This window comes from Cyanobacteriota bacterium (assembly GCA_027618255.1).
Lineage (GTDB): Bacteria > Cyanobacteriota > Vampirovibrionia > LMEP-6097 > LMEP-6097 > JABHOV01.
Genome location: JAQCFG010000006.1, coordinates 37,620 through 54,119 on the forward strand (window position 1 = coordinate 37,620; position 16,500 = coordinate 54,119).

Annotated in this window: 15 protein-coding genes; 12 read left to right on the forward strand and 3 right to left on the reverse strand. The window is 37.6% G+C overall.

The window, feature by feature from the left end; translation table 11 throughout:
* Positions 1 to 46: 46 nt before the first annotated feature.
* From O3C63_01640 to O3C63_01675, 8 genes are all read left to right on the forward strand, one after another.
* Positions 47 to 934: a hypothetical protein gene (locus O3C63_01640; protein MDA0771624.1), complete on the forward strand. Its 888-nt coding sequence runs from the start codon at positions 47 to 49 to the stop codon at positions 932 to 934.
* The gene (locus O3C63_01645; GenBank protein ID MDA0771625.1) at positions 931 to 2,253 is read left to right on the forward strand and encodes a hypothetical protein; all 1,323 of its coding nucleotides are present in this window, start codon (positions 931 to 933) and stop codon (positions 2,251 to 2,253) included. Before O3C63_01640 ends, O3C63_01645 begins: the two co-directional genes overlap by 4 nt.
* On the forward strand, positions 2,246 to 3,730 hold the full coding sequence (locus O3C63_01650; GenBank protein ID MDA0771626.1) for an ATPase, T2SS/T4P/T4SS family: 1,485 nt from the start codon (positions 2,246 to 2,248) through the stop codon (positions 3,728 to 3,730). Before O3C63_01645 ends, O3C63_01650 begins: the two co-directional genes overlap by 8 nt.
* Entirely contained in the window at positions 3,730 to 4,641 is a 912-nt protein-coding gene (locus tag O3C63_01655; protein MDA0771627.1) for a hypothetical protein, read from the forward strand. The genes O3C63_01650 and O3C63_01655 overlap by 1 nt, the downstream gene beginning before the upstream one ends.
* Positions 4,626 to 5,507, forward strand: a complete 882-nt coding sequence (locus O3C63_01660) for a hypothetical protein (protein MDA0771628.1) — start codon at positions 4,626 to 4,628, stop codon at positions 5,505 to 5,507. Before O3C63_01655 ends, O3C63_01660 begins: the two co-directional genes overlap by 16 nt.
* A 9-nt stretch (positions 5,508 to 5,516) precedes the next feature.
* Positions 5,517 to 7,274 carry a hypothetical protein gene (locus O3C63_01665; GenBank protein MDA0771629.1) on the forward strand — a complete coding sequence of 586 codons (1,758 nt, stop codon included), beginning with the start codon at positions 5,517 to 5,519 and terminating at the stop codon, positions 7,272 to 7,274.
* A 190-nt stretch (positions 7,275 to 7,464) separates the two neighbouring features.
* Positions 7,465 to 7,818 (forward strand): hypothetical protein, encoded by a 354-nt coding sequence (locus O3C63_01670; GenBank protein ID MDA0771630.1) that lies wholly within the window; start codon positions 7,465 to 7,467, stop codon positions 7,816 to 7,818.
* Positions 7,819 to 7,828: 10 nt separating this feature from the next.
* Entirely contained in the window at positions 7,829 to 8,689 is an 861-nt protein-coding gene (locus O3C63_01675) for a response regulator (GenBank protein ID MDA0771631.1), read from the forward strand.
* Positions 8,690 to 8,819: 130 nt separating this feature from the next.
* On the opposite strand, the gene groL is transcribed toward O3C63_01675, so the two are convergent.
* Together groL and O3C63_01685 are read right to left on the reverse strand one after the other, a co-directional pair.
* Positions 8,820 to 10,454: a chaperonin GroEL gene (gene groL, locus O3C63_01680; GenBank protein MDA0771632.1), complete on the reverse strand. Its 1,635-nt coding sequence runs from the start codon at positions 10,452 to 10,454 to the stop codon at positions 8,820 to 8,822.
* Positions 10,455 to 10,477: 23 nt separating this feature from the next.
* Positions 10,478 to 10,798 carry a co-chaperone GroES gene (locus O3C63_01685; GenBank protein ID MDA0771633.1) on the reverse strand — a complete coding sequence of 107 codons (321 nt, stop codon included), beginning with the start codon at positions 10,796 to 10,798 and terminating at the stop codon, positions 10,478 to 10,480.
* 312 nt (positions 10,799 to 11,110) lie between these two features.
* Between O3C63_01685 and O3C63_01690 the strand changes: the two genes are divergently transcribed.
* The 4 genes from O3C63_01690 to O3C63_01705 all read left to right on the forward strand — a co-directional run bounded on the left by O3C63_01690 (position 11,111) and on the right by O3C63_01705 (position 15,414).
* A complete protein-coding gene (locus O3C63_01690; GenBank protein ID MDA0771634.1) occupies positions 11,111 to 13,051 on the forward strand; it encodes a S8 family peptidase in 1,941 nt (646 codons plus the stop codon).
* A gap of 139 nt (positions 13,052 to 13,190) precedes the next feature.
* Positions 13,191 to 14,534 (forward strand): protoporphyrinogen oxidase, encoded by a 1,344-nt coding sequence (gene hemG / locus O3C63_01695; GenBank protein ID MDA0771635.1) that lies wholly within the window; start codon positions 13,191 to 13,193, stop codon positions 14,532 to 14,534.
* Positions 14,535 to 14,871: 337 nt separating this feature from the next.
* Positions 14,872 to 15,099 carry a hypothetical protein gene (locus O3C63_01700; protein ID MDA0771636.1) on the forward strand — a complete coding sequence of 76 codons (228 nt, stop codon included), beginning with the start codon at positions 14,872 to 14,874 and terminating at the stop codon, positions 15,097 to 15,099.
* Positions 15,100 to 15,261: 162 nt separating this feature from the next.
* On the forward strand, positions 15,262 to 15,414 hold the full coding sequence (locus O3C63_01705; GenBank protein ID MDA0771637.1) for a hypothetical protein: 153 nt from the start codon (positions 15,262 to 15,264) through the stop codon (positions 15,412 to 15,414).
* Here the strand turns inward: O3C63_01705 and O3C63_01710 are convergent.
* Positions 15,403 to 16,431, reverse strand: coding sequence for a methionyl-tRNA formyltransferase (locus O3C63_01710; GenBank protein ID MDA0771638.1), 1,029 nt, complete (start codon positions 16,429 to 16,431; stop codon positions 15,403 to 15,405). The two genes, O3C63_01705 and O3C63_01710, sit on opposite strands and share 12 nt — an antisense overlap.
* Positions 16,432 to 16,500 lie beyond the last annotated feature (69 nt).

The following is a 16,500-nucleotide window of genomic DNA, read 5'->3' on the forward strand; positions in this document are numbered from 1 at the left end:
TCAGTCTTAACAAGCCAAAAAATATAATTACTAAGGAATAATATCAATGAGTACAATTCATTCGGAGCTTGGAAGCGGTCAGTTAAACCGCTTCCTCTGGGGCTTTTCGTATAAAAATCGAAAGATTTTGATACCGGTTTTAATAGCGATAATAATTATTGCTGCAATATTCTTATTGCAAAAATATATTGCAATGGATATGCAACTCAGTAAGTTAAGTCGTTATGAGCCAATTTATGTTCTTGCTGTTAAGCGTGATATTAATATTGGCGAGGTGATTTCAATAAGTGATCTAAAACCAGTCGTATTTTATAAGGAAGAATTTCACAAAATGACTTGGAAGAACCCAGAGACACAAGTGCTTGAGCCATCTTTTATCAGTTGTGATTTTGATCCTGAGACTCAGAGATTGACTGGCTTTGCTGATATTTTAGGACGTGTTGCAAGTATTCCAATACCCACTAATTCAATTTTACAGCGAGAACAACTTGCTGCTCAAGGTACATTGCCAGGACTAATTAATTTACTAGATGAAAATCATAGTTTGATTGATCTATCAGTCCCGCAACTTGGCTTTAATGTTTTTATTAAGCCAAATGATTTTGTCGATCTTTATCAAGTACAAGAATCTAGATCTAAATTAATAGCTAGTAAGGTCAAGGTGATCTTGGTTGATTCAATGCCACTAGGCAAGGCGCCCTTGAGTGTGCCCGTGAGTAGTAAGTCAAGACGAGAGCTTACCGTCTCTATCCCGGAAGAATATTTTTCTACGGTTGTCAAAGCTAAAAAAGACAAGAGTTTGATAGTGACCTATAAAAATAAAGAGCGAGAAGAAGTACAGGTGGCAAGAATCGATCAATCTTTTAAATCTAAGTCATTGTTTCAGTCATTGTTGATGATTCACGGGCCCCAAAAGGAGGTTTACGCACAATGACAGATATCCTTTTTGTTTCAGAATCGGTAATTAGTTCTGAGCTTAAACTCGCTCAGGCAGAGATTAATCATAGAGCTTATAGCCTAAGCCAGGAAGTAAAGTTTGCTCGAGCTGTTGAAATACTTAAACATAGTTCTATTAATATAGTATTGATTAATGCTGATTCTAAGAAAATGGAAGCTTATGATTTAGCTAGAGAAATTAAAGATAGCTTTAGAGGAGCAATCAAGACTTTTGTTTATTTACCCAACTCTAGTCCAAATGAAGGTAGTCGTTTTGGCTTGGTCAATGCTGAAGTTGAAGATGAGACTAGTATCCAGTCTATTGTTAACAAGCTTGCACCAAGAAAAACGCGTGATTATGTATTGGAAGAAAACATCACCTCTTTTTATTCGCTCAATGGTGGAGTTGGTTCTAGTTTCATTACAATATTGCTTGCTTATGTATTAGGACAAAACTCTCATGAATCTTTGGTATTAGAAAGCTCAAACAATTTTGCTATTAAACAGAGCCTGAGGATTCAAGCGAGACTCGCACTTTTAAGCAGAGATCGTTCTAAGGAAATTAATCAAGCTCGAGATTTTGATTGGTTCAGCGGTTTTATTACAAAACCAGCTTTGATCCCACAGATGTCGTATTTGAATTTGTTTGGGACTATTAAAGAGAGATCACAATATTCGGATCAATTAATAGGTTTTGGAGCTAGTCTTGCGGACAAACTAGAAGCTGTTGCAGCAACGGATCTTAGCTTGGATACTGCCAGTGAACACCGCAGTAAATTATTGAATATAGCTAATTCATTACGCTTATTGACTAAAGAATTTGATGGAGATTCTTTTTCATTATTTGATGAGATCTTACAACTTGGTTCTAAGATCTCAAAAAACATGCTTTTTGATTTATCAAGTGATATCTCCTCCCCCTTGAATAAACAGCTATTGCGTTTGTCAAAAAATATAGTTGTAGTTTTCCGTGATACTCAGTCTATGAAACAAGAGTTTCAGGAGCATCAACTGCTTTTGGAACAATACAAAGTTAATATTATTCCGGTAATTGCACCTGGTTATTACCATTATGAAAAATATGCAAAACTCAAAGAAGCTGATTGGTTGGAAATCCTTGGTGAATTACCTTTGATCTACCCATATAGTCCTGAACTTGTCACCAATTTTATTTTTGAGGGCAATAATATTGCAAAGTCTGAACCATTGTATCGATTTGCAAAACAATTATTGCAGAGATTAGGTATTAAGCTTGATTCTGGATTAGCTCGTTCTCGTTCAGGTTTTTTGAAATTACTGGTAGGTTCTCATGCTTAGTACAATGATTGAGAAGGCGGATATTTATGGTTCAGATTTTAAGCAAGATCTTAAAATAGGACATCTGGATCGTGCCTTGAATTATAGGTCAATAATTTATCCTGTGCTTGATAGTTACTTGAGTCCACAAAATCAAAGTCTGATTGCACAACGTTTACAAAAACAATTAGAACAGATCTTTGAATCAAATTTATATCAAGCTAAGGCAATAAAAGCTAAGATACTTGACAGCTTTATTGATGAATTATTTAAAACACCTTTGGTTTATGGTTTAAGCTTTGACCAAGCACCTTCAGTCAATGACAAGGTTTGGACCAAGATTCTATTGATTCATGATTTTATTTATTATGGTCCAACCACTATACTATCTATTTGTTCGATCCTTAAACAGTTTGAAAATCTTGATTCCAATCCTTTATATCTTTTGCTTAAACAAAACGTTGATGCTAATAAGATAACTGAAATAAGAGTAAATAATTTCCAAGATATATATTATGAAGCGGAAAATAAGATATTTAGCTGGCCGATTCCTTTTCTTTCTAATGCACATTTGGTCAGCATTATAGAGAGAATTGTTAGTGAGAATAATATGCTCAATAACGCAAGTGTTAGTATCAATAATTCAAGTCCGATTGCAGATTTTGAACACCCATGTGGTTATATTCGTGCCTCTGCCTTAGTGCCTCCTGCTGCTGAAGCAGCGTTCTTGACTTTGAGAATTCACCCTGGTGAACCCTATACCCTTGATAATTTGCTTAACTTTGCTATGTTGTCTGTTGAGATGAAGGAATTCCTTCTTGCAATTCAGCAAGCGGGCACCACCATTGCAATTGCAGGCACAATGGGATCAGGCAAGACTACTTTATTAAGCGCTTTGTCAGAACACTGGCCTAGTGCTGGTGGACGCAAGGCGACAATTGAAGATACTCCAGAACTAAGACCAAGAATTGCTGATTTGGTTAAGATGCGCACTATTGAGTATGAGCGTGATGATCTTAAAAATATAGATGTAACTCGATTGACTAAGGCATGTAAGAGACATAGTGTACGCTATGTGGTTCTGTCAGAAGCTCGCGATGGTTCAGCTTGGGAAATATTGCAATTGTCTCAAGCTATTTTAGGAACACTTTTGACTTTTCATTATACTTTACGTTCTAATAAGTATCTTGTTGATCAAGCCCTTAATACATTAGTCGCACTTTGTAAACAACACCCACTTGCCCCTAGCGGAGATGATATTAAGTACTTAATAGCAGATATGGTACAGATCTTAATTCTGGTTGAACAAAGCCCATTAGACAACTTGAGACGTCTGATTAAGATTTATTACGTTACCGGTTTTGATTCTCTGAATGGCGGACATTTTAAATCTGTTGAATTATTCTCATTTGATGAAGGAAAGGGATTTCACAAGGTCAATGTTTGTAGTGAGTTGGAGGACTATTTGAGCCTTAAAGGAGTTGCTTACAAGTTCTAATGTTGTATATCGCTTTAATTTCTATTGCCGCAATCTGCTTAGTTTATATTAGTTTAAGAGAGGCTCGTGATTATTCTTTCGCTTATAGACAGGCTTTGATTATTGAATCAGCAAAGACTCAAAGCAATAAATTAGCTGAGCTAGAACAAGAGCTTTTTAGTTCTTTACCTCATTTAAGCAATTATATTGGCAAGGGGGTAGTGCTTAAGTTTGTACTGCCTGCTTTATTTATAACGGTTGTTTCTATCGTTTTTATTGGTCCTCTTCTTACCAACCCTGGCTTGGGATTATTACTTGGTTTGATTATTGCTGCTGCATATTTAGCAAGATTGTTTTATCACAATAGTTCTAGTTTTAGATCAAAACTACTCAGTCAACTTGAAAGAGTTTTGATGTCTATCCGTAATAATCTTAGTACAGGAATGGTACTTGATTATGCTGTTGCTAATACTCTCAAATTTAATAATGAATATCCACTTGGACCTAAACTAGCCAAGTTTATCAAGGTGTCGGAGACCAACTTTATAGAGAATTTTCCTCTTTGGTTAAAATCACTCGAACAAAACTTTAGACTCAGGGAGCTTGCTCGAGCCTCGCAGTTGTTAAAGCTGGAATTGACTCATACAAGTAATCAGGAAGAGGCTTTTATTAATGCAGCAGCTAATATCGCGGAACGAATTTCATTGAATCAAAAACAAAAAAATATCATTATGATTACATTTTTTACGATGGATTTTATGGTGATTGCTTTTCTCGCTGTTTTATTTTTTGTGATTCCTGGAATTAGCTTTAATCCTAATTTATCTTGGTGGGATTCTGAGTCAAGAGTCTTTGTCGTATTTATTTCTTCATTAGTTATATGGTCAGCTTATTTACTGACTGTATTGATTACACTATGGAGGCAAGGCTAATGCTTTTGGTTTATTGTTTAGTTCTGTTAATTAGCTTGTCAATTACTTACGTGCTTGTTATTGCCAATAGCAAGTATCTTTGGCTTAATTCTAGTTATCAAAGTCAATCACTGCTGAACAATAAGGGTGCAAGCAACCAAGCCAACATTGGTTTATATAAAATACTAATGATTAAATTTGGTACTTTAATATCACAAGTTTTAACCAGGCGAGTTTTGGAACAACTTGAATTAGACTATTTTAACTTAGATCGGACCCTTGATGAGATGTTGCAAATGATTGGCGAAGCGTTTTTGGTATTTACTGTGCTTTTGTTAGTTTATTTGGTCAATCATAATTGGATATTTTTATTACTCAGCTTTGTATTACCAGCCTTGATTGCCCTAGAAATCAATTTGGCTTTGTACCAATATAAAAAAGAACTTGAATCTAGTGTTGAACACTTAGTGCGTTGTCTTAAGGTATTAGTGATCAAAACTGAAACCCCTATTATTAATGCGCTTGAAACAATAATCAAGGATTTGCCTATAGAATTCAAGGCAACCAAGCGGGAGCTTAGTAAATTAATTGCTAAGTCAACTAAGTCAGGGATGCGCCAAACCTTGATTGAATGGACGACAGATTTACCCAAGTTTCGAGATTTTATTGGGCTCTTGATTTCAGTCAATGATGGTGCTAGTAAGCATGCACTCAAGTTGAGCTTTGATAATTTCTTGGACAAAATGGATGTTAATAAGATTGATGAAATTAACAATCAGGCTGACAATGCTCAATTATATTTAATGGGTCCAGTTGTTGTGATGTTAATAATCATTAGTTTACCAATGGTGGATGCCGTAAGGTTTTTGATGATGGAGTCTTTATAAGGAGAAGAAATGAAGAAAGTAGTGATGATATTAGTTTTAGTGAGTTTGCAACTGCCAGTTTTGGCTGTTCCAGTGCTCAATTTTAGTAACCGTAATGCAATTAAGTTTGAAAAAATCTTAAAAGTTGGAGAGGTAGAGATTCTGGAGTTTGATAAACCAGTATCTTTGGCTCACTATGGTAGTAGTGAACAATCTTTGGACTATATTGAACTTGTGAAATTACAACCAGAGCGTAATGGCTATCGCAAATTTATGCTCAAAGCGAAGAAGACTGGTACAGGTGAACTGACCTTCCAAGCCGGTGACGATATTATTAAAGTCAAGGTCTTGGTAGAAGATGATTATTCAGCTCTTGAAAATCAACTCAATAAATTATTTGGTCTTGCTGACCCTAGTAAGGAGCAGAGAATCAAAGTTGTTTCAGCCCATTTGGTTAATACCAAGCTAGAAGGTTCTGATAACTCGGCTCACATATATCTTCGTGGACTAGTTGAGTCATCAAAGAAAGCTCTTTTGGCTGTTGCTTTTGCTGGTAATGCTCTTGGCGATCATGGTGTCAAAATCTTCTCTAATCCTGGTGGGCAACTGAGATTAAAAGATCTTGATTCAGTAGACTCAGAAGCTAGAACTTCATCACAAAACAATGAAGATGCGAGTTTCGTTGAATCTTATGCGTCAACCAATAAACTAATTGACACAAATAATTTATATCGAGACTTAATACTCGCTTCGGAAAATGAGAGAGTCATTTCTTATATTCAAATAAAGGAACCTAAGCGCTATGCTGTCAAAGTGAGATTCTTGGAAATGGATTCCAAGTTTGCAGATGATTTCATTAATACTATCAATTCAACTATTACCGGTTCTGATGTCAAGGGATCTTTAGGTTCTAATGATATTAGCGCTGGGAGTGTTAGCAAGGTTTCCGATCTAGTTACAGCGGTCTTTCAAGATAGCTTCTCTGGGCTAACGGGTGGTCTGAGCCGCTTTCATGAGCAAATTACTGGTGGTAATTTAGTTAGTGGTAGTGCAAAGGTCTTTGACAATGCCTTTATTAATGTGCGGCTTAATGATTTATTGCAAGAAGGAGTGCTGAGAGTTGTGAATGAATTCTCTTTGATTACACATTCCGGAGAGACGGTTTCACTTGGTAAGGGGACGCGTTTTCCTATCCCTAAACAAAACAATGGTCTCGGTAATTCAGCCATTACTTTTGAATATATTCCAATTGGTTTCAAGGGTGAACTAAAAGTCACTGGTCTTGAAAATAGTTTAATCGATGTGCAACTAGCTAGTCGTTTGTCTGCTGCTGAAGCTACAGTAGCAACGGTTCAAGGAATCAATATCCCTATTTTTAGCGAGGAGTATGTTAATAGTGGAGCTTTATTAGGTGACGGACAAGAGGTAGTGCTAAACGCCTTTATGACAGAGTCAGAGACATTAGCCAAGTCAACCAGTCCTCTTGGCCGTATTATTCCTTTCTTGGGACGATCTAAAAAGAAACGTAGGAGTAAAAACGTCTTGTTTATTGCCTTAGCGGCGCAAGAAATAGAACAAAGCTCTAAACAAACCGTCAGTGCAACTGTTGATATTCCCCATCTTGATATGTCATCAAGCAAGAATATTTATATTGAAGCGAACCGGAAGATGAGATCTCATGGAGTTACAGACACTGTTGATCTTGCTTTAATTAATCAAGGGACAAATGAAATCAAACAAATTCATCGTGAGCTTGATCCGCTTGAAATGGAGGAGCTTGATTTTTAGTGCAAGTTTCAACTATATTAGTTGCGGCAACGACTCTGATTCTATGCTTTAGCTCTATTGCGGTTAATTATAGACATTTATTGAGCGTTCTTAATATCGATATAGTTAAACTAAGTCAAAGTATTCTATATCTACAAGATCGTAATAGAGAACTTTCCAATATGGATTTAATTAATCTGGAGCTTCAATAATGCAATCATTGCCGTCTTTAGCTTTCGTTGCATTATTGGGTTTGACCCTGACGGTCACTTGGATTCTACCCTTGGTCAATTTGCATCTTGCACTTAATCAAGAAAAGTTTTTGCAGGAAACAGCTCAAGGGTTGATTGACAGTAATCGTTTAACAAGAACAGATACGGTAGCTTCGTTAGAGCAAATTATTATTCACGGGATTCAAGTAAATGGTGTTCAAGCTCTAGAACAAGGTGACTATATGATTTATCAATTAGATTTTAATCATACTGGACTTTTCGCCAATGAGTTTTTATCACGGGATAGTCTTGAAAGGCACAAGACGATTAGTATCTTGTCAGATTTAATATAAAGGAGATTATATGAGTAACAATATTAGTTTAGGAAAATTACAGGAGCTTGCATCTCGATCTACTGTTGAAGAACAGTTTGTTAAGCCACTAGACAAGGCTAAAGCCATAGTCGTTGAAGATCAGGCTGTCTTATGGGAATATATCGCATCTTGCCTTGAATCATACTATGAAGTAGTTGCTTTTTGTTCTAATACGCATGAAGCAGAAATAGCTTTTCGCGAGCATCAGCCTGATTTGGTTTGGTTAGATTGTTACCTGGGTGAATTCTCTGATATAAGTCAAGGAGTCAAAAACAGTGGTATCGATTTGGCTCTTTGGATAAAGAATCATAGTCCCCGAACTAAAATATTTTTATTTACTGCTTCAAACGAACTTGGCATCCTCAATCGCGCTCATGAGATTGGCATTGACGGAATTGCTCTTGGCGGCAAGTTTCTTAAAAACAAGGATGTGATTCGTTCTGGTGTTGCAGCTGTAAGTTATGGAGCCAAGTGGATTAGTCCCAACATCATAGAAGATATTGAACTTGGCGAGATTGCCAATATAACAGTGTTTGAGTTTTGTGTGATCTTTTCACTTCTTGTCGGTAAGAGCTCTTTACAGATAGCTGAAGAGTTTGATACAACCCGCAAGCGTGTCAATAACTCTGTTTATAGAGTCAAGCAAAAACTCAATCTCGATGATGACACCAGCAAAGATGAGATGCTAGAAATATTTAAGGGGAAAATCAATCATTGTGTCGATCCCAATCATTTTTATAATCTTTCTGAGCTAATTTCAGTCAATGCTGTTGTAGAACATTGCTTGAGTCCGTTGATTGATGAGATCAAGTCGGGTAACTTGAGTCGGGTTAGGTTGTCGCAGCTATAGTTCTTAAAGAAGCATTACACTGTTGTGTTCTCACTACATTAGGAATAAAAAAGCCCCCTTACGGAGGCTTTTTATTCAAAAATTAACAAGACCCCACTCATGACTAAATAAGGAGAGTCTTGTAAGTCTTTTACATCATGCCGTGCATTCCTGCGCCAGCTGGCATTCCAGCCATTGAGTTTGAGTCTTTGATTTCAACTACGATTGCATCAGTAAGCAGGATTTGACCAGCAACTGAAACAGCGTTTTGCAGTGAAGTACGAGCTACTTTAGCTGGGTCAACAATACCAGCGTCAAACATATCAACATACTGTCCAACAGCAGCATTGAAACCAACATTGTCTTTTTCGGACAATACTCTTTCAATTACAACTTCGCCAGAGAAACCGGCGTTTTGTGCAATCTGCATAGTAGGCTTGCGAAGTGCTTGAACAATGATTTCAGCTCCAAGTCTTTCTTCACCATCATAATCAGAAAGCTTAGCTTCTAATTTTTGAGATGCTTTAACTTGAGTTGTTCCACCACCAGGTATAATCCCTTCTTCAACAGCTGCGCGAGTAGCGTTAAGCGCATCTTCAAGTCTTAACTTACGATCTTTCAGTTCAGGCTCGGTAGCTGCACCAACTTTGATTACTGCAACGCCACCACTCAACTTAGCTTTACGCTCGTTAAGTTTTTCTTTGTCGTAGTCGGAATCACTGTCAGCTATTAACTTATCGATTTGAGCAAGTCTTGAAGCAACTTCATCTTTAGTGTTTTCCGTAGCAACAATGATAGTTTTGTCTTTGCTGACAACTACCTTGCGTGCAACACCAAGATCTTCGATGCTTATGTCTGCAAGTTTCATGTCAAGATCTTCAGAAACTACTTTGGCACCAGTCATTATTGCGATATCTTCAAGCATTGCTTTACGTCTATCACCAAAACCAGGAGCTTTAACGGCAGCTACTTTGATTGTTTGTCTTAGAGTATTGATTACAAGTGCAGCAAGTGCTTCACCTTCAACATCTTCAGCAATGATCAATAATGGTCTACCAGATCTTGCTACTGCTTCAAGAGTAGGAACAAGGTCATGGGCAGTACTGATTTTTTTGTCTACAGCAAGGATATATGGATCTTCTAAATTAGCTTCCATTCTCTCTGTGTTGTTTACGAAGTAGGGTGAGATATATCCTTTATCGAATTGCATTCCTTCAACAACTTCAAGTTCTGTAGTCATTGATTTAGATTCTTCGATAGTTATAACACCGTCTTTACCCACTTTCTCCATCGCTTCAGCAATCAACTGACCTATTTGCGAATCGTTTGCTGCAGAGATAGTAGCTACTTGTTCTATGTCACGAGAAGACTTAACTTCTTTTGACATTTGTTTGAACTCAGTAACAATAAATTCACAAGCCTTATCCATTCCTCTTTTGAGAAGAACAGGGTTGGCTTTTGCAGCGAGGTGTCTCATGCCAGCTTCTACGATTGCACCAGCAAGTACAGTCGAAGTTGTTGTACCGTCACCTGCGATATCGTTAGTTTTGGTAGCTGCTTCTTTAAGTAAAGCTGCTCCAGCACTTTCAAATGGATCTTCAAGTTCTGTGATCTCTTTAACGATAGTGACACCATCACGAATTGATTGTGGTGCACCAAATTTTTTCTCGAGTACTACGTTTCTACCAGCTGGTCCAAGTGTTACTGATACTATATCAGCGACAATTTGTACACCATTTGCTAATGCTCTACGTGCTTCGTCTTTTCTAAGTATTTTTTTAGCCATTTTGTTTATCTCCTAATAAATGATTAACCTTCGATGATTGCAAGAATATCTTTCTCTGAAATGATCAGAAGTTCTTTGCCGTTTTGTTTAAATTCAGTTCCAGAGTACTTAGAATAAAGAACTCTCTCACCTTCTTTGATTTGCAATTCTTGTCTTTCACCTTTGTCATTGCGAGGACCAGGTCCAACTGCAATAACAATTCCCTCTAGTGGTTTCTCTTGTGAACTGCTCGGTAAATATATCCCGCCATCTGTTTTTGTCTCAGGTTCCGCTTTTTGCACAACGATTTTATCGTTGATGGGCTTGAGTTTTCTATTAGATGTTTTTGCTTCTGCTGTTGCCATAATGTACTCCTATATGATATTTGTATCCCCGCGTTCAATGATGAATTTTATCATGTATCACGCTATGTTCCTGTCAATGATTATATATCCATAACAATTTGCTGCTTATCGTTGCTTAATCCCGTCTGTGACAATGATGCTGAGATTGATCATTTTGCTGGTCTAGAATAAATAAATTATAAATCAACTTTTAGTACTAGCATATTGCTTCAAAAGGTTCCGCTGTCTACAGTGACCGGTGTATGTAAGAAATAATAAATAGCCTAGATATGCGGTCTTTTGCTTGCCTCCTTAAGGGTCAATTGTCTAAGAATGCCCTTCTTGATAACTATTCTCAAACGATTATCCTTAGTATTTGTATTACTTATTAACTTTGGTTTTTTGATCAACCCTGTTCAAGCAGAGCTAGAGACAGAGGAATTCGAAACTAAAGAGCTTATTATTAAATACAAATTTAAAAAAGAAGTTGTCAAAGAGTCAGAAGCGGAGTTTATTGATCAGTTTGCTAGCAAGTTTAATTTACAAGATGATTTGTCCCAAGGTTTATTTGCACAATTCAAAAAGAAAAAGCATGCCAAATTCCGTAAGCTTCGCAAACTTAACAAACTTAAGCTCAGGTCTCAATTAGCTTTGTTAAAACTAGACAAGGTCACTTCAAAATCAGATCTCAGAAAATTAGTTCGCAAATTGAATCTATCTCATTTTGCAGACACCGATTATGAAATTGAAGCGGTTTACCCAAACTATTTATATGAAGCAACAACAACAGTTTCTAATGATCCTTTGTCTCATAATCAATGGTCACATGATTTTATTAAACCAGAACAGCTTTGGTCAATCACCAAGGGTGATGGTATCACGGTCGCAGTAATTGATACAGGTGTAGATTATACGCATGAAGACCTAGCTGCCAATATTTGGAATAACACTGATGAGATTCCAGGAAATAGAATTGATGATGACAATAATGGTTTTATTGATGATGTTAGAGGTTGGGATTTTGTAGTCAGTGGTGGAAGCAATTGTGCTTTTGGAGAGGACTGCGGTAGAAGCGATAACGATCCAAGTGATAAGAATGGTCATGGAACTCATGTTGCAGGAATTATTGGTGCTGTGCAGAATAATACAATCGGCATCAGTGGAATTGCACCAGAAGTTAAGATCATGCCTCTTAGAGCTGGTTACTCGACTGGCAGTTCTGCCTTCTTGAAAACATCAGATATTATAGATGCAATTTCTTATGCAATTAACAACAACGCTGATGTGATTAATATGAGCTTCGCTGGTGGTGAACTATCCGCTTTGCACGATGTGCTCAAACTCGCTGATAGCCTTGGTATTGTACTGGTGGCAGCAGCAGGTAATAATTCTACTTCTCAATTAATGTACCCGGCAGCTTTCCCTGAAGTGATTTCAGTTGGTGCAATTGCTAATAACACAAGTAAATTGAGTTTTTCTAATTATGGTGATTGGGTGGATATAGTTGCGCCTGGTTCATGGATATTTAGTACTATCCCTGGTAATTCATATGATTACAAATCTGGCACTTCAATGTCAGCTCCTTTGGTTGCTGGAGTTGCTGCTTTAATCAAAGCCAAAAGCAAATTGCAAGACCTAGATGGTCAAACAATTAAAGCTCGCATCTTGGCTTCAAGTGTTGAGACTTTATTTAGACGTTACCGCGAGACAGGTGAGACCATAGGTGGACTTAGTGCTGAGATTCAATTCCCATTAGAGGTTGATGATATTGTAATGCAAGCTAATGCCGTTGTTGGAGATGCTGTTAGCATTCATGCGCAAGTGAGTGATCCTAATATTGTTGCTTATGAATGGAATTCAGATATCGATGATTTCATTGGTGATCAAGAAGATATAGTTGTAAATAATTTAACAGAAGGCTCTCATGCTATTTCGGTCAGAGTGAGAAATATCCAAGGTGAATGGTCTGAACCAGTGTTTAGAATCTTAAATGTGACGAACACTCGTATAATTAGTCCAGCCGTTTTCGATACCTTTAGTTTTAAGATTAATCAGCGCAAGCGAACATTGTATGCGGGACTCGGTGGTAGAGAGAGACGTAGGGAAGTTCAGGCTTATAAATGGATCTCTAATGTAGATGGTACAGTAGGTAGTAGGCGAGGACTGAATTTGAATAATCTAACTAATGGGTTTCACAAAGTATCTTTATTAATCCAAGACAGAGCAGGTAATTGGTCTGAAGCCAAACAAAAAGTTATTAGCGTCGGCTCTTAAGGACACGCTGTAAAACGAAGTTTTTCTAGTCGGGTCCATGATGAAAGGTTCTGTCCGTGCAAAGCACGTGCCAGATAAGGGTTGAGACATTGCAATTTTTAGTGAATGCTTAAGTTAGATAAAAGTCTATAATATAGTAGTGCTCAAACAACACTACTCAGAAATTATTATTGGTGCCGGGATTGCCGGTCTTAGCTACGCCTATAAATCTACAAGCGATTTTTTATTAATCGAAAAATCTTCTCAGCTTGGCGGTTCTTGGCAAAGTCGCAACTACAAGAATTCCATTTATGAATTTGGTCCTAATTCTTTCATGAACCGTTCTGAAGGACTTGAAGCGATGATTGATACAATTGGTTTTCGTGATCAAGTGATTAGCCATGATTTTAAAAAATCCAAGCGCTATCTCTGTCAGAATGATCAACTCAAGTTGGCGAGTCCTGGTTCGTTGATATTTTCTGATTTGCTGAGTTTGCCAGCGAAGCTCTCGGTTTTGCGTGAGCCTTTTTTATCTAATAAATCACAGAGTGATGATGAGTCAATTCATGACTTCATCTCAAGACGTTTTAATGCAGAGCTGGCTGATTTATTAGGTCACGCGCTCAAGGGTATTTGGGCTGGTGACGCTAAGATGCTTTCTGCTCAGGCTGCATTGCCGTTATTGAAGGATTTGGAATCAAATTATGGATCAATCTTGGCTGGATTTATACAAAAACCCAAGTCTAGTAAACAACATAGCAAGACTTTACAAACTTGTTCTTTTATAAAAGGGATGTCAAGTTTCTGTGAGGCTCTTGGCGCCTATATTGGTGAAGAGGCAATACTACGAGGAGCCGATGCTCGTTTAATTAGTTATGATGGCGAGCGTTACTTGCTTGAAATTAATTCTCAACAAATCACTTGTGATCATTTAGTACTTGCGACCAAGGCTTATCAAGCAGCTGAATTCTTGTCAGTTGTTTATCCCAAGCTCAGTGAGCTATTGAACAGAATCTATTACGCAGATATTGAGCTAAATGCTTTTAGTCTTAGTCGCAATTTATTTAATCCAAACTTACTCAAGACTTTTGATGCTTTTGGTTTTATTAACGCGAATGCGGATTCAAGTCTGATGGGCACTATTTTTTCTTCAGAGCTTTTCCCTGAGAGGCGACTAGCAAATGAGTTATTGTTTACTAGTTTCTCGCGCTTTGCGAGGTCACAGTCTCCTGCAAATGAGTTAACAAGAATACTTCAGCCATACATAAATACCAAACTTAAAGTTGATGATTTCAAACTAATTGATCAGCAATTATGCAAGCAGGCTATTCCTCAGTACAATATCGGTTACCTGAGTATTATCAGCCAGATTAATAATGAACTTCCTGCTAGCCTCAAGCTCTTGGGTAATTATATTGGTGGAGTGGCATTCAAAGATACGATTCAAAGAAGTTTTGAACTTGCGGGCCAAGCTAAAAGCTCTAGTGCTAGAATGGCCTTATGATCTTTGAAGGCATGTGGAAAGGGGTAGTTTTTGGATTCAGTATGCTGACCCTAATTGGGATATTGTTCTTCACTGTATTTTCAAAAATAATGCCTGGAATGGACGACCCTGGTGATGAATTAAGACCAGATGAGATGTAAATATATCTGATCCAAGTTGGTTCTAATTCTCGAATTCACTTAATTTATACTATTTCTTCACAATTTTATGAGCTTTAGTCAAAATATTTACAAAAAACGTAGATATTAACGTAAATACATATTGCAAAGACGAGATACATTTGTTAAGATTGTGTTTAGCTTTAATTAACTTTTAATTATTGAGGCAAGAGACGCAAATGAGCATAACAGGATCAATTCGCACAACAGTAAAACACCTTCTCACTGACGGAGTTGTTGCGGCAGCTGTGAGATTTGTTGACCCATCAAAGACTGCGCAGGAAGCAAGAGATATTAGTCGTAATTTTTTTCATAAAAATACTTTTGCTGAAAATACTTTTGCTGAAAAATCAAGAAGCGTGGCAACGAGCATGGCTCATCCAGTAACACCAAATTTAGCTATTTAATTTAAGGAGATTAAAATCGTAGTAGCATCACTATCATTAGTAGCAGCCAGAGTCCTTGAAAAAGGATTCAAGTCTGCTGCGCATCCAAGCTTTTCAGAGCATACTGAGGGAGCCCATCAAGTTGCTCGTAATACTGAGAATACTAGATTAGCCATCACAAGTATGTCAAAAGGTTTTCATAATCCAGTTCAAAGAGTTAGAATTCAAGAACATGCAGCGTCAGCTCACTTTAGCCCAGCAATGCAATTGCAAGAAAGTAGAAGAACAAGATTCGAGGATAATCGCAGAGTCGCCTCTAAATTATTAGCTAGTTAACTTATCCCCAGGCTTAAGCCTTTGTCCATTGAGCCAATCAAGAGCTCTCATTTCAGATTTCCCCTGAGCTTTAACTTTAATAATTTCGAGCTCAGATTCAAGACAAGCAACTGTAAATGACCCAATCTCCTTATCGACTTTAGTGATAGTGCTTGGAGCAACACCTAATTCATTTGTCTCCATTTTGTTTACTCTGGTTTCAAGCGCTATGACTTTTTGTTCTTTCATTTTAAACCAAGCTCCAGGCCAAGGATAAGTGCCTCGTACTAGATTATGAATCGCTGTTGCATTATTTTTTTGTCTAAATTCAAACTCGCCTTGTTTAGGGTTGGCTGACTTGAGCACGAGCTCTTTTGCGTTGAAATCAATTTGTCCAAGGTTTTTATCCATGAAAGGTGCAAGTTGTTTTGCGGAAGTTAGTTTGTCTTGCGCTATCGGTTTTATATTTGCAAATTCATTTATTGTTTTGATTAATAAAGCAGCTCCTCGTTGACTTAGGCTTGCGGTGAGTTGGGAGGCGTTGATTGTTTCATCAATGCGAATCTCGTCTTTCAATAGCATTGCACCAGTGTCTACCCCTTTGTCTGTCAACATAGTTGTGATACCTACTTTGCTATCTCCATGCAAGAGCATCCAGTTTATCGGCGCAGGACCACGAAATTCTGGTAGCAAGCTAGCGTGGACATTGATTACTGGCGCAATTTCAAGGATATTGTCTTTGAGGATTTGCCCGTATGCGACAGTTATTAGGAAATCTGGTTTTAATGATTTGAGTTTCTGAATTAAATCTTTATCTTCTGAAATCTTGGCTGGTTGCCAGACTTGAATGCCAGCAGCTCCGGCTACTAGTTTAGTTGGTGGTGGGGTCATTATCTGTTTACGTCCGACAGCTTTATCAGGTTGAGTAATGAGGGCAAGCACTTCAATATCATCAGTTTCGATGAGTGCTTTGAGGCTCGGAACCGCAAAATCTGGCGTCCCCATAAAGATTATTTTTTTTGCTCGCTTGCTTGACACTAATAGGAAGTTTATCACCTGTTTCCATCAACGCCGGGTCGTAACAAAGTAACGAACGTTACTTTGTTA